Source organism: Nocardia caishijiensis NBRC 108228 (assembly GCF_001612825.1).
GTDB classification, from domain to species: Bacteria; Actinomycetota; Actinomycetes; order Mycobacteriales; family Mycobacteriaceae; genus Nocardia; species Nocardia caishijiensis.
In genome coordinates this window covers 23,904-43,202 of sequence record NZ_BDBE01000031.1, presented here as the reverse complement: position 1 = coordinate 43,202, position 19,299 = coordinate 23,904, and the positions used below count along the sequence as shown (strand labels likewise).

Genomic DNA, 19,299 nt, shown 5'->3' with positions numbered 1-19,299 from the left:
TTGATCGGACCCGCGTTGGCCGACGGCGTGGCGGCGGGGGCCCGCGTCGATGGCTGGCAACTGCTCGACCGCGCACGGGCGGCCCTGCCTGATGTGGTGGGGTCAGGCGATCATTCGACCGACGAGATGAACGCCGCGGCCGAGGGATAGCCCGCGATCGCCCGACCGGCCGCGGCCTCCTCGGTGTCGGCGAGGAGTTCGTAGACGGTGGCGTCGGTGGCATCGGCCGCGGCCGCCATGATCGCCTCGCGGGATTCTACGGCGTCGCGGTGGTCGCCGAGGACCGATTGCAGGCGTTTGGCGTGGGTGCCGAGGTCGGTGGCGTCGGTGCCGAGGACATCGCCCGCCGCTTCGCAGGAATAGCGTAAACGCTTGGCGCCCTTGCGGATGTCGTGCAGCAGCTCCACTCGGTCGGCGGGGGTCGCGGTCGGCTCGGCGAAGACCAGTTCGCGCAGCCGTTTGCGGTCGCGGCGCAGCACCCGGCCGAACACCTCGTCCGCGTCGTCACCGGCGAGGGAATCGTTGAGCGGGGGATCGGTGCGCCAGGCGGTGAGGACCTCGCGCAGAGCCGCGTACCGCTTGCCGTCGAGGGCGGTGAGGATTTGCGCGTGAGCCTGGGCGTAGGCGTCGCGGGCGGAGCCGACCAGGCGGTGGGTCACCTCGGCGGGCACCTCGCCGAAGCCGTCGAGCAGTTTCTCGAACCGCTCGCCGCGGACCTCCGCGTCGCGCGCCACCCCGAGCAGTTCCGCGAGCCACTTCAGCTCCGTCACCGTCTCGGCGGCGGCCTCACTGTCGAAAAGCTTTCGGTAGGAACGCAACACGCTGCGCAACCGCCGCGTGGCCACCCGCATCTGATGCACCGAGTCCTCGGCGTCGGCGCGCACCTCGGGTTCGGCGGCCAGCAGCCGGTCGATGTCCTCGCGCAACGCCGCGACGACGGCGGGTCCGGCCTCGGTCGTCATGGTTGCGCCTCACTTCCCGAACAGGTCGGTCGCCTCGACCAGGTGATGGGTGATGCCGGGCTCGTGCGCGGTGTGCGCGGCGTCCTCGACGATGTGCAGGGTCGAACCCGGCCACGCGTTGTGCAGTTCCCAGGCGCTCACCGCCGGGCACACCACGTCGTGGCGGCCCTGCACGATCACTCCGGGGATGTCGGCGATCCGATGGATGTCACGCAGCAACTGTCCCTCGTCGAGGAATCCGCCGTGCCGGAAATAGTGGTTTTCGATGCGAGCGAAGGCGAGCGCGAAACGTGGTTCACCGGTCTCGGCGACCCGATCCGGGTGCGGCAGCAGCGAACTCGTCGCACCCTCCCAGGTCGACCAGGCGACCGCGGCCGCGAGCGCGACCTGCGGATCCGGCGAATGCAGCAGCCGGTGATACACCTCGACGAGGTCGTCCCCGTGCTGCTCAGGTGGCACCGGTGCCAGGAATTTCGCCCATTCGGCGGGGTAGATGTTGCCCGCCGCGCCGTTGTAGTACCAGTCGATCTCCTTGCGCCGCAACAGGAAGATGCCGCGCAGCACGAGCTCGGTGACCCGTTGCGGATGCGCCTGGGCGTAGGCCAGGCCCAGGGTGGAACCCCACGACCCACCGAACACCTGCCAGCGTTCGATCCCGAGGTGCTCGCGCAGTGCCTCCATGTCGGCGATCAGGTGCGGCGTGGTGTTGAACTCGAGGCTCGCGCCATCGGCGATGTGCGGCACCGACTGTCCGCATCCGCGCTGATCGAACAGCACGATCCGGTACACCGCCGGGTCGAAGAAGCGTCGTTGCAGCGGACCGGTGCCGCCGCCGGGACCGCCGTGCACGAACACCACCGGCTTGCCGTCGGGGTTGCCGCTGACCTCCCAGTACACCGACTGGCCGTCGCCGACGTCGAGGAGTCCCTTGTCGAAGGGTTCGATCTCGGGGTACAGCCCGCGCATCAGAACGCCAATCCCGAGGCCAGATCGGGCAGGTCGAGGGCGGTGAGCGTCTCGGTGCGCACGTCGGCGCACGCCTTGGTGGTCACCCGGTCGATCATCGCCTTGTCGGCCAGCACGTGCCCGTTGATGCCGCCGTTGCGCAGTGCCCATTCGTGCACCATCGTGTTGAGCGCCAGCCGTCCGAGCGTCGGGCCCTGGACCCGGAAGTTCGACAGCTCCGGCCGGATCATGTCGCACAACTGGGTGGCCGAGGAATCGCTGATCTCGAGGGTGGTGCTCGGCGTCGCCGTCTCGGTCGTGGTGGCGGCACCGGCGGTCGTGGTCGTCGCGGACCCGCTGGGTGTGACTTCCGCACCGCCACAGGCTGTCAGGGTCACGGCGGCGAGAACACCGGTGACAACGAGCCCGGCACTGGTCTTCCATCGGCGATGCATGCGTACCTCTTCGAGTCGGCTGTTTCGACTCCGAGTCTGCCACCTCACCGGCCGCCGCGCCGCTGCCCGACCCCGCCGGGTGGCGGGGTCGGGTGCGAGGGGGTCAGAAGCTGTGTTCGGGCCCCGGGAAGGTGCCCTGACGCACCTCGTCGGCGTAAGCGGCTGCGGCGGAACGCAATTCGTCGCCGACATTGCCGAACCGCTTCACGAACTTGGCGGTCTTGCCGCTGGTGTAGCCCGCCATGTCCTGCCAGACCAGCACCTGGGCATCGCACTCGGCACCGGCGCCGATGCCGACGGTCGGGATGGTGAGCTTACGGGTGACCTGCCCGGCCAGCTCGGCGGGCACCATCTCCATCACGACGGAGAAGGCACCGGCCTCCTGCACGGCGATCGCGTCGGCGATGAGCTGTTCGGCACCGTCACCGCGACCCTGCACGCGGAAACCACCGAGGGTGTTCACGCTCTGCGGCGTGAACCCGATGTGGGCCATCACGGGAATGCCCGCGGCCGTGATGAGCGCGATCTGCTCGGCGACCCGTTCGCCGCCCTCCAGCTTCACCGCGTGCGCGCCGCCCTCCTTCATGAAGCGGGTGGCGGTCGCCAGCGCCTGCTGGGGCGAGGATTCGTAGGTGCCGAACGGCAGGTCGGCCACGACGAGCGCGTTCGGCGCGCCCCGTACCACGCCGCGGACCAGCGGGATCAGCTCGTCGACGGTGATCGGCACCGTGGTGTCGTACCCGTACACGACGTTGGCGGCGGAATCGCCGACCAGCAGCACGGGAATGCCCGCCTCCTCGAACAGGCGGGCCGAGGAGTAGTCGTAGGCGGTCAGCATCGACCAGCGCTCACCCTCGGCCTTCATCTGCCGCAGATGCTGGACACGGGTCTTGCGGCGGGGCTTGGGGGTGGTGTCGGGAGCGGCACCGTAGGCAGGGCTCTGCTCTTCGGATACGGACATCATCGTCCCTACTTTCGTCTGGTTCCTCGAGGCCCGTAGCGGGTCCCCGGGTTTTTCTGACGCATCCAGTGTGCCACCTCGCCCCGAACCGTTTTAAGGGTGTGGCCGGTGGGATCGGTCACACCCGTGCTTCGGTTACCGTGATGGCGAGCCCGTTCGGGTGCGTCGTGTTGCGCCGCCCGGCGCGGAAAGGTTGGCCAACTGTGCAGCGAGGCAGGCTCGTTGTCCTCGGCGCGATCTGCGCGCTGATCGGCACTGCATGCGGAACCGGCGGCGACAGCGCGACACCGCCCACTCCGTTGCCGCCGTCGCCGCCGGGGCTGAACAGCTTCTACGACCAGCGCGTCGACTGGGGTTCCTGCGAGGAGTTCGGCAGCCCCGAGGAGCGACTGCCACCGAGCACGCAGTGCGCGCGCGTCACCGTGCCGATCGATTACGCCCGGCCCGACGGTCCGACCGCGCAGATCGCCCTCTCGCGCATCCCGGCCAGTGGCGACAGGATCGGATCGCTGTTGATGAACCCGGGCGGTCCGGGTGTCTCGGGGCTGTCGATGGTCACCGTCGGGCACCGCACCGAGCTGGCCGAACGATTCGACCGCATCGGCTTCGATCCGCGCGGCGTCGGCTCCTCGCTACCCGCGATCGTCTGCCTGACCCCGCCCGAGGCCGACTCCGAGCGCGCCGAACCGCCCACCGACAACACTCCCGCCGGCATCGCCGAGGCCGAGGCCGAGAACCGTGAGTACGCCGGTCGCTGCGCCGAACGCTCGGGAACCGACCTGCTCGGCCATGTCGGCACCCGCGAGGTCGTGCAGGACATGGACGTCGTGCGCGCGGCCCTCGGCGACGCGAAGCTCAGCTACCTCGGCTACTCCTACGGCACGCGCCTCGGCGCCGCCTACGCCGAGAAGTACCCGCAGAATGTGCGCGCCATGGTCCTCGACGGCGCCGTCGACTCCTCCCAGGACCCGGTGCAGGAGTCGCTGCGCCAGGCGGCCGGGTTCCAGGGTGTGTTCGACGCCTTCGCCGCCGACTGCGCGACCGACGCCGAGTGCCCACTCGGCACCGACCCCGCCGGTGCCGTCGCCCGCTTCCGACAGCTCGTCGACCCGCTGCAGGCCGCCCCGGCCCGCACCGACGACCCGCGCGGACTGAGCTACAACGATGCCATCACCGGCGTCCAGCAGGCCCTCTACAGCGACGAGATGTGGCCCCTGCTCGCCCGTGGCCTCACCGAACTGCGCGGCGGCACGGGCGACACCCTGCTGCAACTGGCCGACCTCTACGACGGCCGCCGCTCCGATGGCACCTATGCCAATACCCAGGACGCGTTCAACGCCATCCGCTGCGTCGACGACCCGCGCATCACCGACCCGGCCGTGGTCGCCCGCCAGGATGCCGAATACCGCAGGGCGGCACCCTTCCTCGACGACGGCAAGGGCACCGACGCGGCGCCGTTGGAACTGTGCGCCTCCTGGCCCGTGGCGAGCACGAGCGAACCGCACCGGATCTCGGCCCCCGGCGTGGCGAAGACCGTCGTCGTCTCCACCACCGAGGACCCGGCCACCCCGTATCAGGCCGGTGTCGACCTGGCCGACCAGCTCGGCGCCACGCTGGTCACCTTCCGCGGCAACCGGCACACCGCGGCCCTCGTGGCCGGTGACCGGTGCCTCGACGACGCCGTCATCGCCTACCTGACCGAACTCGCCACGCCCGCGCCCGGCCTCACCTGTGGCGGGTGAAACCGCGCACAGCGCCCGGTCGGGGCAGGTGAGGAGTGCGAACGATGTGACGTGGCCGCAAACGAGTCGGTGTATGTAACACGGATTTAACGCCGGGTGCCTACGCTCGCCGTATGGATCGCCAGAAGGAATTCGTGCTGCGGACGCTCGAAGAGCGGGACATCCGCTTCGTACGTCTCTGGTTCACCGACGTGCTGGGCTACCTCAAGTCCGTCGCCATCGCTCCCGCGGAGCTCGAAGGCGCCTTCGAGGAGGGCATCGGCTTCGACGGGTCGGCCATCGAGGGCTTCGCGCGCGTGTCCGAGGCGGACATGGTCGCGCGGCCCGATCCGTCGACCTTCCAGGTGCTCCCGTGGGCCAGTTCCAAGGGCCACCAGCACTCGGCGCGCATGTTCTGCGACATCACCATGCCCGACGGCTCGCCGTCGTGGGCCGACCCGCGCCACGTGCTGCGCCGTCAACTCAACAAGGCCGCCGACGTGGGGTTCAGCTGCTACGTGCACCCCGAGATCGAGTTCTTCCTGCTGGAGAACCAGCTCAAGGACGGCTACCGGCCGACGCCCGCCGACAACGGCGGCTTCTTCGACCAGGCCGTGCACGACTCGGCGCCCAACTTCCGCCGCCACGCCATCGACGCGCTCGAGTCGATGGGTATCTCGGTGGAGTTCAGTCACCACGAGGGCGCGCCAGGCCAGCAGGAAATCGACCTACGCTACGCCGACGCGCTATCGATGGCCGACAACGTGATGACCTTCCGCTACCTCATCAAGGAGGTGGCGATCGACGAGGGCGTGCGCGCGACGTTCATGCCCAAGCCGTTCTCCCAGTACCCCGGCTCGGCCATGCACACCCACATGAGCCTGTTCGAGGGCGAGTCCAACGCCTTCGCCGACCCGGACGACCCGAACAACCTCTCCGGCACCGCGCGCTCGTTCATCGCGGGCATCCTCGAGCACGCCCCCGAGATCAGCGCGATCACCAACCAGTGGGTCAACTCCTACAAGCGCCTGATCCACGGCGGCGAGGCTCCCACGGCCGCGTCCTGGGGCCGGTCCAACCGCTCGGCGCTGGTTCGCGTGCCGATGTACACACCGAACAAGTCCTCGTCGCGGCGCGTCGAGATCCGCAGCCCAGATTCGGCCTGCAACCCCTACCTCACCTTCGCGGTGCTGCTCGCGGCCGGTCTGCGCGGCATCGAGAAGGGCTACAACCTGCCGCCCGAGGCCGAGGACGACGTGTGGTCGCTGACCGACGCCGAGCGCCGCGCGATGGGCTTCCGTTCGTTGCCGGGCACCCTCGACGAGGCCCTGCAGGCGATGGAACGCTCCGAGTTGGTCGCCGAGACCCTCGGCGAGCACGTCTTCGACTTCTTCCTGCGCAACAAGCGCCGCGAGTGGGCCGACTACCGCAGCCAGGTCACCCCCTGGGAGCTCGAGGAGTACCTGAGCTTGTGAAATCGGCGCCGGGGATCCGGCGTGACACCGTTGTTGCCCGGACCATGTAAGTTTTGACCATGGTTCGGCCACCGACTGCCCGCTCCGCTGTTCCCGGCGTAGGTCGGCTCGGGTTACTGGAACCCACCGCGGCGGACTCCCTGCACCAGCTCGGCTGGGACAACGTCGACGGGGTGCCCGTGCTCTGGGCGCTGTCGCGTTCCCCCGATGCCGATCTGGCTCTGTGCACGCTCGTGCGGCTACGCGAAGCGCTCGGAAACGACTGGGGCGAACTGGATTCGGCGATCCGCTCGGAAACCACCCTGCGCGGCAGGCTGTTCGCGTTGCTCGGTTCCTCGACGGCGTTCGGCGACCACCTCGTCGCCGTGCCGCAGCGCTGGAAGGTGTTGCGCGCCGACCGTCTTCCGGATCGTGACGAACTGATCGCCGACCTGCTCGACGCCGTAGACGCCAAACCCGAGACCGGACCCAACGCGGGGCCCATGCTGTTCCGCGCGGGCATCTCCGGCCCGGAGTCGATCGCGTTGCTGCGCGACAGGTATCGCGATCAGCTCATGCTGCTCGCCGCCTTCGACCTCGCCTCCACCGTCGAGAACGAACCGGTGCCGCCCTATCAGGTGGTCGGCAGACAGCTGTCGGATCTGGCCGACGCCGCGCTCACCGCCGCCCTGTCGGTGTCGGTGGCGCGGGTGTGCAAGAGCGGCGAGGTTCCGGTGCGTCTCGCGGTGATCGCGATGGGCAAATGCGGTGCGCGGGAACTGAATTACGTCAGCGATGTGGACGTGGTCTTCGTCGCCGAGCCCGCCGACACCACCGCGACCCGGCTGGCCGCGGAGATGATGAGTGTGGCCAGTTCGGCCTTCTTCGAGGTCGACGCGGCACTGCGCCCCGAGGGCAAGGCGGGCGCGTTGGTACGCACCCTCGACTCGCACCTGGCCTACTACAAGCGCTGGGCACGCACCTGGGAGTTCCAGGCGCTGCTGAAGAACCGCCCGATGACCGGCGACCTGGAACTCGGTCAGCAGTACCGCGACGCGCTCATGCCGATGGTGTGGGCCGCCTCCGAACGCCCCGACTTCGTGGCCGACGTGCAGGCCATGCGCCGCCGGGTGGAAGACCTGGTGCCCGCCGACCTGCGCGAACGTGAACTCAAACTCGGCGCGGGCAGCCTGCGCGACGTCGAATTCGCCGTGCAGCTCCTGCAATTGGTGCACGGGCGAGTCGACGACTCGCTGCACGTGACCAATACCGTCGAGGCGCTCACCGCGCTGGCGGCGGGCGGGTACATCGGCCGCGACGACGCCGCCAACCTCACCGCCTCCTACGAATTCCTGCGTCTGCTCGAGCACCGTCTGCAGTTGCAGCGGTTGAAGCGCACCCACACCCTGCCTGCCGCCGACGACGAGGAAGGCATGCGCTGGCTGGCGCGCGCCGCCCACATCAGGCCCGACGGTCGTCAGGACGCGGTCGGCGTGCTCGACACCGACATCCGCCGCAATGCGGTCCGGGTGCGCCGTCTGCACGCCAAGCTGTTCTACCGTCCGCTGCTCGACGCGGTGGCCCGAATGGATTCCGACGCGCTCCGGCTGAGCCCCGACGCCGCCGTGCGCCAGCTCGCCGCCCTCGGTTACGCCGCCCCCGAGAACGCGCTCGGCCACCTGAAGGCGCTCACCGGTGGCGTGTCCCGCAAGGGTCGTATCCAGGCATTGCTGCTGCCGACACTGCTCGAATGGCTCGGTGACACACCGAATCCCGATGCCGGTCTGCTCGCCTACCGCCGGGTGTCGGAGGGACTCGACGACCAGATCTGGTTCCTGCGCGAACTGCGCGACGAAGGCGCCATCGCGCAACGGCTGATGATCGTGCTCGGCTCCTCGGAGTACCTGCCGGATCTGCTCATCAACGCCCCCGAAACCATCCGCATGTACGCCGACGGTCCCGGCGGACCCCAGCTGCTCGGACCACAACCCGAGGACGTGGCACGCGGCATCCAGACCGCCGCCGCCCGCTACGACGACCCCAAACGCGCTGTGGCGGCGGCCCGTTCGTTGCGCAGGCACGAACTGGCCAGGGTCGCCTCGGCCGATCTGCTCGGCATGCTCGATGTGCCGCAGGTGTGCGCGGCGTTGTCGTCGGTGTGGGTGGCGGTGCTCGAGGCGGCGCTCAGCGCGGTCATCCGGGCCTCGGAGGCCGAGCGCGGTACTCCGGCACCCGCTGATATCGCGGTGATCGGGATGGGCAGGCTCGGCGGCAAGGAACTCGGCTACGGCTCCGACGCCGACGTGCTGTTCGTGTGTGACCCGCGGCCCGGCGAGGACGAGACGACCGCGGTGAAGTGGGCGACCGGGATCGCCGAGAACGTGCAGCGACTGCTGGGCGCGCCCAGTGTCGACCCACCGCTGCAGGTCGACGCGGGTCTGCGTCCCGAGGGCCGTCAGGGTGCCTTGGTGCGCACGCTCGCCGCCTATCAGGCCTATTACGCCCAGTGGGCTCAGTCGTGGGAGGTGCAGGCGCTGCTGCGCGCGCACCAGGTGGCCGGTGACCAGGATCTCGGGGTGCGGTTCCTGCACGTCATCGATCCGGTGCGCTACCCGGCGGGCGGTGTGTCGCCCGAGGCGGTGCGCGAGATCCGCCGGATCAAGGCGCGCGTCGATTCCGAGCGGCTGCCGCGCGGCGCCAACCCCGCCACCCACACCAAACTCGGTCGCGGTGGCCTGGCCGACATCGAGTGGACAGTGCAACTGCTGCAGCTGCGGCACGCCCACGAGGTGCCCGCCCTGCACAACACCTCGACCCTGCAGTCCCTCGACGTCATCGAGGCCGAGGGCATCCTCGAGCCGGACGACGTGGCGTTGCTGCGGGAGTCGTGGCTCACCGCGACCGCGGCCCGCAACGCGCTCGTGCTGGTGAAGGGCAAGCCGACCGACCAATTGCCCGGACCCGGCCGATTGCTGTCGGCGGTGGCGCGGGTGGCGGGCTGGCCCAATGACGACGGCAGCGAATTCCTCGACAACTACCTGCGCATCACGCGCCGGGCCAGGTCCGTCGTCGAGCGGGTCTTCGGGGTATAGACACACGAGAAGGGCCCCGCACCGATGGTGCGGGGCCCTTCTGCAGCGTTACGCCGAAATCAGATGGCGCGGACGTCCTGAGCCTGGGGGCCCTTCTGGCCCTGGCCGACCTCGAACTCCACGCGCTGGCCCTCGTCGAGCGACTTGAAGCCCGAGCCGCTGATGGCCGAGTAATGCACGAAGACGTCGGGGCCGCCTCCGTCTTGGGCGATGAAGCCGAAGCCCTTCTCGCCGTTGAACCACTTAACAGTGCCTTGAGTCATGTTTTTGAAAGTCTTTTCCGTAGGTGAGCCATGGCGATCACTTGCGATCAGCCCAGTCTCGACATCCAAGTATGCCACACTCGTCAGCAAACCGTGCACCGGGCCGTCCGATGACGCCGTGTGGGCGGAGTCTGCGATATCCGCCGGGCGTTTCCGGCGCGGATTCGCGCATCCTCGTGCCTCGCCCACCCGGCGCCGCGAAGTATGTCAATCTGGGCGGCATGGACATCGACCTCGCCATGCGGGTACTCGACGCGCACGTGGCCTTCGAGAAGCAGCGGCTGCGCGATCCCGCGAGTTTCCTCGAACTGATCACCGAAGAGGTGGACGGCGCGCTCGCCGAGGCCGACGTGCTGACCCTGGCCGAGGCGGTCACCCGCGAACAGATCAAGGCCGTCGCGCACAAGTACGCGGTGCAGTTCCCCGTCGAGGGCGCCATCCCCGAACTCGTCGGCGAAGTGGCGGCCCGGCTGTACAACCATCGCGTCAACGACGAGATGGAGGTCGGCGAGGTCCTCGACACCCGGTACTTCGACGACCTCGTCGACGCGATCGCGGGCATGGAGGTGACCCACCGGCTGCTGCGCATGGTGCTCGACAGCCCCGTCACCGTCGACGCCTGCGTGGAGGCCGTGCAGCGCGCGGTGGTCACCGCGGTCGACGACGGTCGCCACGTGGCGGGTGGCGGGCTGACCGCGTCGCTGCGTGGCGCGCTGTCGCGGCTGGCCGAGCCCGCGATGCCGGTGATCGAGAACGGCGTCGGGCGCATCACCCGTTCCGGTGCGCGATTCGTGTTGCGTGGCAACAGCAACGACGCCGACGAGGTGCTCATCGACACCGCTCGCGAGACCTGGCGCAAACATGTGGGCGACTCCGTCGGCACCTTCCGGGAGGTGGTCTCGGCCGACGACGTCGAGGACATCGTCGTACTCGCCTTCGAGTTCTGGCGCTCCTTCCGCGACACCGACTACTTCCACGCCCTGCTCGACGAGGGCATCGACCACGTCTTCGACAAGTACGGCGACACCCCGCTCACCGAACTCCTGGCCGAGCTCGGCGTGAGTCGCGCCGACCTCATGGAGGAGGCCCTGCGCTTCGGCCCGTCGGTGCTCGAAAAGCTCGACGAGCGCGGCTATCTGGACACGGTGCTGCGGCGGCGGCTCGCGCCGTTCTACGCCTCGGCGGAGTTCCGGGCCGCGGTGGCCGGAACGGGGTAGCGCGGTAGTCGACCCGCCAGTCCTGTTCGGGCGCTGGGATGTCGGAGCCTGTCGGTACGATCCGTGCGACGATGGGGCGGTTCGCCGCTAGGAGGAACGCGATCGAAAGGCTGTCGTGACACGTCTGTCCACCCTGCTCGACCAGATCGATTCCGGCGCCGTGCTGCTGCCGGAGTTCCAGCGCGGCTACGTGTGGAACCGCGATCAGGTGCGTGGGCTCATGCGGTCGCTGTACCTGGGATACCCGGTCGGTGGGTTGCTGGTGTGGGAGACCGGATCCGACGACATCGCGGTGCGCGGCACGGCCACCGGATCGGGGCTGCGACAACTGCTGCTCGACGGGCAGCAGCGCATCACCACCCTCTACGGCATCGTGCGGGGGAAGGCGCCGTCGTTCTTCGAGGGCGACGCCATCGCGTTCACCGGCCTCCATTTCGATGTCGAGCGTGAGCTTTTCGAGTTCCAGGTGCCCGGCCGCGACACCAGCCCGGCCTGGATCGACGTCACCGAGCTGTTCGCGCTCGGCCCGATGCACTACATGTCCCGGTTTCCCGACGAGTCGCCGGAAACCCTCGCGGTGTATCTGGACCGGTTGAACAAGCTGCGCGAGATCACCCACCGCGAGTTCAACGTCGAGACCATCACCGGTTCGGACCGCACGGTCGACGAGGTGGTCGACATCTTCAACCGGGTGAACTCCGGTGGCACCAAACTGTCCAAGGGCGACCTGGCCCTGGCCACCCTGTGCGCGCAGTGGCCGCAGGCGCGGGGCAATCTGCGCGATCACCTGATCCGCTGGGACAAGGACGGCTACACCTTCACCCTCGACTGGTTGCTGCGCAATGTGATCGCGGTGGGCAACGGCCGCTCGCACTTCGACGCGCTCGGTGATCTCGAACCCGCCGAATTCGAACTCGCGCTGAGCGAGTCGGCCCGCCAGGTCGACACCTTCCTCGACACCGTCGCGGGCAGGCTCGGCCTCGACCACGACCGGGTCCTGATGGGGCGCTACGCGATTCCGGTCGTCACCCGGCTGCTGTTCCTCAACGGCGGCCGGTTCGACAACGACCTGCACCGCGACCGAGTGCTCTACTGGTACATCCATTCGGCCCTGTGGGGCCGCTTCAGCGGCTCGACCGAGACCTTCCTGCAGCAGGACTACGAGACCCTCGAACGCGGCGGTGTCGACGCGCTGATCGCCTCCCTGGAACGACTGCGTGGCGGTTCGCTCGACCTGTGCGCCGACGATTTCGGCGGCGCCACCCGAGGGTCGCGTTTCTACCCGCTGCTGTATCTGCTCACCCGCGTCGACGGCTCGCGCGATCTCGGCACCGGGACCGAGCTCGGCATCGAACAGGTCGGCGACCGCACTCCGGTGCAGGTGCACTACCTGTTCCCCAAAACCCTGCTGCGCGAATACGGCTACGAACGCAACGAGATCAACGCGATCGCCAACTTCTGCTTTCTGAGCCCTGGTTCGGAGGCGGAATTGGGCGAGCGCGAGCCCGCCGACTACTTCGCCGAGATGGAGCGGCGCAACCCGGGTGTGCTCGCCTCGCAGTGGATTCCCACCGATCCCGCGCTGTGGCGGGTGGAGAACTATCGCGAATTCCTGCGGGCACGGCGCCTGCAGCTGTCGCGCGCGGCCGACACGTTCCTGGAGAAGCTGCGCACAGGCAACCTGCATCGGCCGACGCTGCTGTCGGTCGGCGTCGCCGGTGTCACGGTTGGCGACCCGGCCGTCGACCAGGTGAACGCCCTCGTCGACGACCTCGTCGCCGACGGCTTCGGTTTCCCGTTGCTCGACAGCGAGGTCTCCGATCCGATCACCGGCCGTGAACTCGCTGTCGCCGAGGCGTTCTGGCCCGAGGGCCTGCAGCCCGGCGTCGGGATGCCCGTGGTGTTGCTGCTGGAACCGGCCGATGCCGACCTGACCCGCTTCTCCCAGCTGGGCTACGCGGTGTTCACCTCCGTCGACGCGCTGCGCGGCTACGTGGACAACCTGCGCGCCGAGGCCTCGGGTGCGCCCGGCTTCGAGGGACCGGCCGCCGACGTGGCCGCGCTGGCCGAGCGGCTGCCCGCCACCTGGGTCGGCAACTCCGAGCTGGTCTGGTTCACCTACTCCTGGTCGCTGCTCGAGCAGGATCGGGCGAACGGCCCCGACGCGGAATTGAGCCCTGAACAGGTCGCGTTGCGTTACATCGCGCTGTGGGCGCTCACCCGCACGTTCTACATCCATGCCTTCGACCAGGGCAATCCCGGCGAATGGCGCTACTACCTCGGTGACGCGATCGGTCCCGAGCCGTTGATCCCGCGTGAGTGGCTCGCCCATCGGGCGGTGCGTTCCGGTGCGCTGGCGCCAGGCGCGGTGCCCGGCGACGAGGACATCGCCATCGCCCTGGTGCACGGCGTCATCGATACCGTCGACGAGGTCGCCAACGCGCTCACCCACGTCCTGGGCGGGCCGGGTCTGTTCGCGTCGCTGTGGGCCTCCGCGGGCGCGGCCGAACACTACGGTTACCCGCTGTCGACCGATCAGATCAACGACCTCATCAACCAGGTCGTCAACGACCCGGCTTCGCGAAAGATCCAGGCCTACAACTGGATCGAAGCGGGGATGCCGCTCTAGTCGCGCGCGGCGGTCACCCGCTGGAAGGTCGTGACGAACTCCCGCAGGGCGTTCGGGTCGGTGGTCTCCACGGTGACGGGAGTGCCCGCGCCGACGGCCAGTTCCGGCCAGCAGACGGGCAGGACCGGCAACTGCACGGTCCGCGCACCGACGGTCAGGGTGATGGCGGGGGTACGGCTGGTCGCGACGGTCATCAGCTCCTCGACGGCCTGGTCGGTGAGCTGCCCGGCGGCGCTGAATTGCTCGATGTACACGGCCACCTCCTTCTCGGGGCCAGTGTAGGCCCCTCAGAGAATCCTCAGAGGCGCCACAGCGAGGTCGGGGACGGGCAAGCTTAGGCTGCTCGCATGATGCGTAAATGGATGGATCGAGCGCTGCTCGTCCTGGGGTGGGGCGCAGTGATCGCGGCGGTGGCCGGGATCGTGTTGCACATCGGCGACTGGCAGCAGCGGTCGTTGGTCTTGTTGGCCTCGGGGGCGATGTGGTTGATGCTCGGTGCCGTGATCGGTGTGGTGTTGTTGTTGCTCGCGCGCGGTTGGCGCAGCGCCGGGGTCGGGGCGGCGGTGCTGGTCGGGGTCGGCGCGTTGGTCCTGCCGTCCTACATTCCCGAGGCCCGCGCGGCCGACGGGCCGGAAGTGGTTGTGCTGCAGTCGAACATCCTGTTCGGCAAGGCGGATCCGAGGGCGGTCGTCTCGACCGTGCGCGACAACGCCGTCGACGTGCTCACTGTGGACGAGCTGACCTTCGACGCGATCACGGCGCTGCGGGCGGCGGGTCTGGAGGAGCAGCTCCCGCACGTCTATCTCGAAGCCGCCCACGCGGGCGGCGGTGGTACCGGCATCTACAGCCGGTATCCCTTGCGCGAGACGAAGAAATTCGACGGGTTCGTGATGAGCAACCTCGGCGCGACGATGGAGCACCCGCGGCGCGGCCCGATCGCGGTGTTCGCCTTCCATCCGATGCCGCCGAACCTCGACTTCGCCGCGTGGTCGAACGAGATGCGTCGCGTCGACGAGATCCTCGCCGCGACAACGACTCCGGCGATCGTCGGCGCGGATTTCAACGCGACCCAGAATCACTCGGCCTTCCGGGCGCTGCTCGACGGCCCGTTCGCCTCGGCGGCCGACCAGACCGGCGACGGCATCCTGCTCACCTACCCCGCCGACCGGCGGTGGGGTCCGGTGATCGGCATCGACTACGTGCTCGTCGCGGGTGGCGTCGCCGAAGACGTTCGCACACTGACTCTTCCGGGCACCGACCACCGTGCCGTGCTCGCCACGCTCCGAATGGACCGCTGACACTTCTGGATTACCATGTGGAGCGCTCGACAGCGGAGGCGTTCGCGTCCGTGTCATACCCGGGGAGGACAGCGCATGAGAAGACATCGGTTCGGCGTGGCCGTGGCCGCGGCATTGATGAGTGTGGGCCTACTGGTGACCGGTTGTTCGGCGAACACCGTGACCACCGAGCAGCCGGTGCCGACACAGGACAACCCGTGGGAGGTGGCGGGCGCGACCTCGAGCGAGGGACCGAGCGGCCCCCGACCGGGTGTGCCCGACACCGACAAGAAGGCCGAGAACACCGACAACGGTGCCATCGACAAGCTCGCGATGAACGCGATCGCCGATATCGAAGAGTATTGGCAGGGGGAGTATTCCAAGACCTTCCGTGGCGATTTCAAGCCCGCCTCGAAGTACATCTCCTGGTCGGCGCGAGCCTCGGAGGCCGAGTCGGTGGAGTTCTGTTTCGGCAGCACCTACAAGCTGGTCAACGCCGCGTACTGCCCGCTCAACCACACCATCGGCTGGGACCGTGAGGTGCTGTTGCCGCTGCTGGTGAACAAGTACAAGGAGATGTCGGTGGTGATGGTGCTTGCCCACGAGTACGGGCACGCCATCCAAGCCCAGGCCGACCTGCTGCGCGGCTTCCTGATGGACGGCCTGGTGAAGGAACAGCAGGCCGACTGCCTGGCCGGTGTGTTCCTCCGCCATGTGGCGGAGGGCAATTCCAAGCACTTCACCCTCAACACCACCGACGGCCTCAACGGTGTCCTCGGTGCGACCGTCGCCGTGCGCGACCGTGACCCCAACGACCCCGACGCCATCCACGGGTCGGCGTTCGAGCGGGTCACCGCGGTGCAGATGGGGTACACCGAGGGCGCCCAGTCGTGCAAGGCCATCGACAAGGAGGAGATCGCCAAGCGCCGCGAGGGCCTGCCGGTCACCTTCGAAGAGGACGAGCGCGACAAGCAGTTGCCCGTGAACCAGGACACGCTCAGCACGCTCGCCACCCAGCTCGGCAAGTCGATGCCGGTGCGGAACGCGCCGAAGTTCGACTACAAGGGTGTCACCCGCGACTGTGCGAAGACCACCACGACCGAACCGGTCTCGTACTGCCCGTCGTCCAACACCATCGGCACCGACGTGCCCGCGATGGCGAAGCGGGCAGGGGAAGGCGCGAGCGGGAAGGAGGAACCGCTGTCGGCGGTCGTCACCGGCGACTACAACGCGGCGGTGGTCTTCGTCTCCCGCTACGCCCTTGCCCTGCAACAGGATCGGAAGGTCTCGCTGACCGGGGCGGCCACCGCTGGCCTTCGCACGGCGTGCCTGTCGGGTGCGCTCACCACGAAACTCAGTGAGCCGGGTAGCGATCCGCGTCTGTCGGCGGGCGACCTCGACGAAGCGGTGTCCGGCCTGCTCGCCGACGGCCTGGCCGCCAGCGATGTCGACGGCAAGGTGGTGCCGAGCGGATACCAGCGCCTCGAGGCATTCCGCACCGGCGTGCTCCAGGGCGAGCAGGTCTGCTGGACTCAGTTCGGGTAATCAGGAAACCGGCAGCGACCGAAGGGAGCTGAGGGTGTTCGCCACCGCGCGGGCAGCCTCGGCTCCCTTCGTCACGAAGTGGTTGGTGTAGTAGTCCACGTGCTCGCTGTGTTCGTGGAAGTGATGCGGCGTGAGCACCACCGAGAACACCGGCACATCGGTGTCGAGCTGCACGCGCATCAGGCCGTCGATCACCGCCGAGGCGACGAAGTCGTGGCGGTAGATGCCGCCGTCGACGACAAGGGCGGCCGCGACGACGGCCTCGTAGCGGCCGGTGGCGGCCAGGCGCTTGGCGTGCAGCGGGATCTCGAAGGCGCCCGGCACGTCGAACACCTCGACGGCGGCCGGGTCGAATCCCAGACCGGCGTACTCGGCGAGGAAGCCCTCGTGCGCCTTGGTGACGATGGAACTGTGCCAGCTGGCGCGGACGAAGGCGACGGCGCCGGAAGTGGTGTTTCCCATGGTCGGAGTCTACTAGGCGATAAATTACTCGTCGGTAATATGGGCCGTGAGCCAGTCGACGACGTCGCCGATCACCTCGTCGCGCTCCGGTTCGTTGAAGACCTCGTGGTAGTAGCCCGCATAGCGGCGCACGGTCTTGTCGGTCGAACCGGCGTCGCGTTCGAGGACATCGGCGCTGGACGGCGCGGCGATCACGTCCCCGGTGCCGTGCAGCACGAGCAGCGGTGCGCGCAGCGATCCGAGGCGCTGCTTGACCAGTTCGGTGTGGCGCAGGATCTCCACCGCGGTGCGGGCGGGCAGCTTGCCCCGGAACACCAGCGGATCGTTGTCGTAGGTGCGGACCACCTCGGGATCACGGCTGATCCCGGACGAATCCAGTTTGAGCACACCGAGATTCGGGGTGAATCGAGTGAGCAGCGGAGCAACGGCCCGCTGCACCGGGTTGCCGAGCGGAATGTCGAGCGGCGGCGCGGACACCACCACACCCGTGACGTCGGCGGGGGAGCGGGTGACCAGGTGCAGCACGACGAGACTGCCCATCGAATGCCCGAGCAGGAAGCGCGGCAGGCCGGGGTACGCGGCGCTCGCGAGTTCGAGCAGCGTCGCCACGTTGTCGGCGGCGGCGTCCATCGAACCGATATTGGCCCGGTGACCCTCCGACCGCCCGTGCCCGACATGATCGAGGGCGTACACCGCGAACCCCGCCTCGGCCAGGGCGGCGCCGACGTGGTCGTAGCGTCCGGAATGTTCGGCCACACCGTGGACGAGTGTCACCACCGCACGCGGTGCCTCGGGTTTCCATGCGCGCCAGGCGATCCGCCCGCCGTTGCCCGCGAATTCACCGGTCTCGGTGGTCATTGCTGCGTTCCTGTCGGCTCGGGCGCTGTCCGTCCGGCGGACGCGACCTGTTCGGGCCGGTCGCTCGGTGCGGCGAGCCGCTGGATCAGGCGCCGATTGAATTCGATCAGCCGAGCGTAGTTGAGCCGGGAGATCCGCTCGTCGGTTCCGTGTATCCGTTCCAGGTCTTTGGCGTCGAGCACAATCGGCGCGAAATTACAGCGCGTATCGACCAAGTCGTCGTAGTGGCGCGAATCGGTGGCCCCCGGCACCAGGCCGGTGGTGGTGACGATGCCGGGCACGAGGCCGGTGGCGAGTTCGGCGATCAGCTCGTAGGCGGGCCCCGGACCATCCACGCGGGACGGTTCGGACGTGGGTCCGACGAGTTCGACCCGCACGGCATCGTCGCCGATCACGCGGCGGCAGTGCGCGAGGACCGCCGCCACCGAATCACCGGGCAGGATCCGGAAATTCACCAGTGCCTCCGCGCTCTGCGGCAGCACGTTGGCCTTCACACCGCCCGTGATCACCGTCGGCGCCGTCGTCGTTCGCACCAGCGCTTCCGTGCTGGGGGCCAGCGCCATGATCCGGGTGAGCAGCGGTGCCGCGAGCCGCGACAGCACCTCGGAATCGGTGAGCCCGAGCAGTCGACGGCGTGGTCCCGGCAGGGCGACGCGCATCCGGGCGAGCATGTCGGCGATCACCGGCGTCAGCCGCAACGGCATCGGCCGATCCTGCACCCGGGCCACGGCGCGAGCCAACCGGCCGACCGCGGTCTGACGCCCGGGCATCGAGGAGTGTCCGCCGGTCTCGGTCACCGCCAGGCGCACCGTCGCGTAGCCCTTCTCGCCGAGCATGATGCTGGCGACCGGCCGGTCGACGCCGTCGGCGACGCCGTCGGTGATGACACCACCTTCGTCGAGCAGCAGATCGGCCCGCACACCCAGCCCGCGCAGGTGCTCGGCCATGCGCACCGCGCCACCGTCGCCGAACACCTCCTCGTCGTGCCCGAAGGCCAGGTAGACCGTGCGGCGGGGACGGACCCCGCTGCGCAGCGCCCACTCGACGGCTTCCAGGACGGCCAGCACGCGGCTCTTGTCATCGATCGCGCCCCGGCCCCAGATGAACTCGTCATCGACCACACCGGCGAACGGCGGGTGCGTCCAGCGCTGCGGGTCGTCGGCCGGGACGACGTCTTGATGGGCCAGCAGAATCGCCGACACCCCCTCGTCGGGTCCGGCCCAGCGGTAGAGCCTGCTGTGGCCGAACGTGGTGAGTTCGAGCTCGGCGTGGGACAGCGGGAAGGCGGTCTCGAGGTGGTCGGCCAAGCGGGCGAACTCGGCGTCGGCGCTGCGGGCGGGATCGTCGGTCGAGACCGTCGCGCAACGCAGGGCCGCGGCCAGCCGTTCGGCCGCCTCGTCGTCGGCACCGGCGGTGACGGGGGACTGGGGACTGGGGTCGGTGATCGGGCGCACCTGC

General features: G+C 68.9%; 16 protein-coding genes. 7 read left to right on the top strand and 9 right to left on the bottom strand.

Translation table 11 applies throughout. The features are described 5' to 3' along the window. Positions 1-110: 110 nt before the first annotated feature. The 4 genes from NC7_RS16040 to panB all read right to left on the bottom strand — a co-directional run bounded on the left by NC7_RS16040 (position 111) and on the right by panB (position 3,323). Positions 111-962, bottom strand: a complete 852-nt coding sequence (locus tag NC7_RS16040; RefSeq protein WP_067983860.1) for a CHAD domain-containing protein — start codon at positions 960-962, stop codon at positions 111-113. A 9-nt stretch (positions 963-971) separates the two neighbouring features. Next, entirely contained in the window at positions 972-1,928 is a 957-nt protein-coding gene (gene pip, locus NC7_RS16035; RefSeq protein ID WP_067983858.1) for a prolyl aminopeptidase, read from the bottom strand. Continuing rightward, positions 1,928-2,362, bottom strand: coding sequence for a hypothetical protein (locus NC7_RS16030; RefSeq protein ID WP_067983856.1), 435 nt, complete (start codon positions 2,360-2,362; stop codon positions 1,928-1,930). The genes pip and NC7_RS16030 overlap by 1 nt, the downstream gene beginning before the upstream one ends. A gap of 103 nt (positions 2,363-2,465) precedes the next feature. Then, a complete protein-coding gene (gene panB, locus NC7_RS16025) occupies positions 2,466-3,323 on the bottom strand; it encodes a 3-methyl-2-oxobutanoate hydroxymethyltransferase (protein WP_067984096.1) in 858 nt (285 codons plus the stop codon). A 143-nt stretch (positions 3,324-3,466) separates the two neighbouring features. On the opposite strand from panB, the gene NC7_RS16020 reads away from it, so the two are divergent. From NC7_RS16020 to NC7_RS16010, 3 genes are all read left to right on the top strand, one after another. After that, entirely contained in the window at positions 3,467-5,065 is a 1,599-nt protein-coding gene (locus NC7_RS16020; protein WP_067983854.1) for an alpha/beta hydrolase, read from the top strand. 113 nt (positions 5,066-5,178) lie between these two features. Then, a complete protein-coding gene (gene glnA, locus NC7_RS16015) occupies positions 5,179-6,519 on the top strand; it encodes a type I glutamate--ammonia ligase (RefSeq protein WP_067983852.1) in 1,341 nt (446 codons plus the stop codon). 59 nt (positions 6,520-6,578) lie between these two features. Then, positions 6,579-9,590, top strand: a complete 3,012-nt coding sequence (locus tag NC7_RS16010) for a bifunctional [glutamine synthetase] adenylyltransferase/[glutamine synthetase]-adenylyl-L-tyrosine phosphorylase (protein WP_067983851.1) — start codon at positions 6,579-6,581, stop codon at positions 9,588-9,590. A gap of 59 nt (positions 9,591-9,649) precedes the next feature. Here the strand turns inward: NC7_RS16010 and NC7_RS16005 are convergent, their stop codons facing one another. Further along, positions 9,650-9,853 carry a cold-shock protein gene (locus NC7_RS16005; RefSeq protein WP_019046048.1) on the bottom strand — a complete coding sequence of 68 codons (204 nt, stop codon included), beginning with the start codon at positions 9,851-9,853 and terminating at the stop codon, positions 9,650-9,652. Positions 9,854-10,074: 221 nt separating this feature from the next. Between NC7_RS16005 and NC7_RS16000 the strand changes: the two genes are divergently transcribed. Together NC7_RS16000 and NC7_RS15995 are read left to right on the top strand one after the other, a co-directional pair. Next, positions 10,075-11,070 (top strand): hypothetical protein, encoded by a 996-nt coding sequence (locus NC7_RS16000; protein ID WP_067983849.1) that lies wholly within the window; start codon positions 10,075-10,077, stop codon positions 11,068-11,070. A 115-nt stretch (positions 11,071-11,185) separates the two neighbouring features. Beyond that, positions 11,186-13,699, top strand: a complete 2,514-nt coding sequence (locus tag NC7_RS15995) for a GmrSD restriction endonuclease domain-containing protein (protein WP_067983847.1) — start codon at positions 11,186-11,188, stop codon at positions 13,697-13,699. Here NC7_RS15995 and NC7_RS15990 read toward each other — a convergent pair. Next, complete coding sequence (locus NC7_RS15990; RefSeq protein WP_157102032.1) at positions 13,696-13,953, bottom strand: hypothetical protein; 258 nt, start codon at positions 13,951-13,953, stop codon at positions 13,696-13,698. The two genes, NC7_RS15995 and NC7_RS15990, sit on opposite strands and share 4 nt — an antisense overlap. A 93-nt stretch (positions 13,954-14,046) precedes the next feature. Here NC7_RS15990 and NC7_RS15985 point away from each other — a divergent pair, with 93 nt between their 5' ends. Beyond that, positions 14,047-14,997, top strand: coding sequence for an endonuclease/exonuclease/phosphatase family protein (locus NC7_RS15985; RefSeq protein WP_084458534.1), 951 nt, complete (start codon positions 14,047-14,049; stop codon positions 14,995-14,997). A 75-nt stretch (positions 14,998-15,072) separates the two neighbouring features. Further along, positions 15,073-16,521: a neutral zinc metallopeptidase gene (locus NC7_RS15980; RefSeq protein WP_067983841.1), complete on the top strand. Its 1,449-nt coding sequence runs from the start codon at positions 15,073-15,075 to the stop codon at positions 16,519-16,521. Here the strand turns inward: NC7_RS15980 and NC7_RS15975 are convergent, their stop codons facing one another. Genes NC7_RS15975 through NC7_RS15965 form a run of 3 tightly spaced genes read right to left on the bottom strand, consistent with a single transcriptional unit; the run spans position 16,522 to position 19,295 of the window. Continuing rightward, positions 16,522-16,983 (bottom strand): 6,7-dimethyl-8-ribityllumazine synthase, encoded by a 462-nt coding sequence (locus NC7_RS15975; RefSeq protein WP_067983839.1) that lies wholly within the window; start codon positions 16,981-16,983, stop codon positions 16,522-16,524. Between the two features lie 24 nt (positions 16,984-17,007). Next, complete coding sequence (locus NC7_RS15970; protein WP_067983837.1) at positions 17,008-17,841, bottom strand: alpha/beta hydrolase; 834 nt, start codon at positions 17,839-17,841, stop codon at positions 17,008-17,010. After that, on the bottom strand, positions 17,838-19,295 hold the full coding sequence (locus NC7_RS15965) for a M20/M25/M40 family metallo-hydrolase (protein ID WP_236573532.1): 1,458 nt from the start codon (positions 19,293-19,295) through the stop codon (positions 17,838-17,840). Before NC7_RS15965 ends, NC7_RS15970 begins: the two co-directional genes overlap by 4 nt. Between the last annotated feature and the right edge of the window lie 4 nt (positions 19,296-19,299).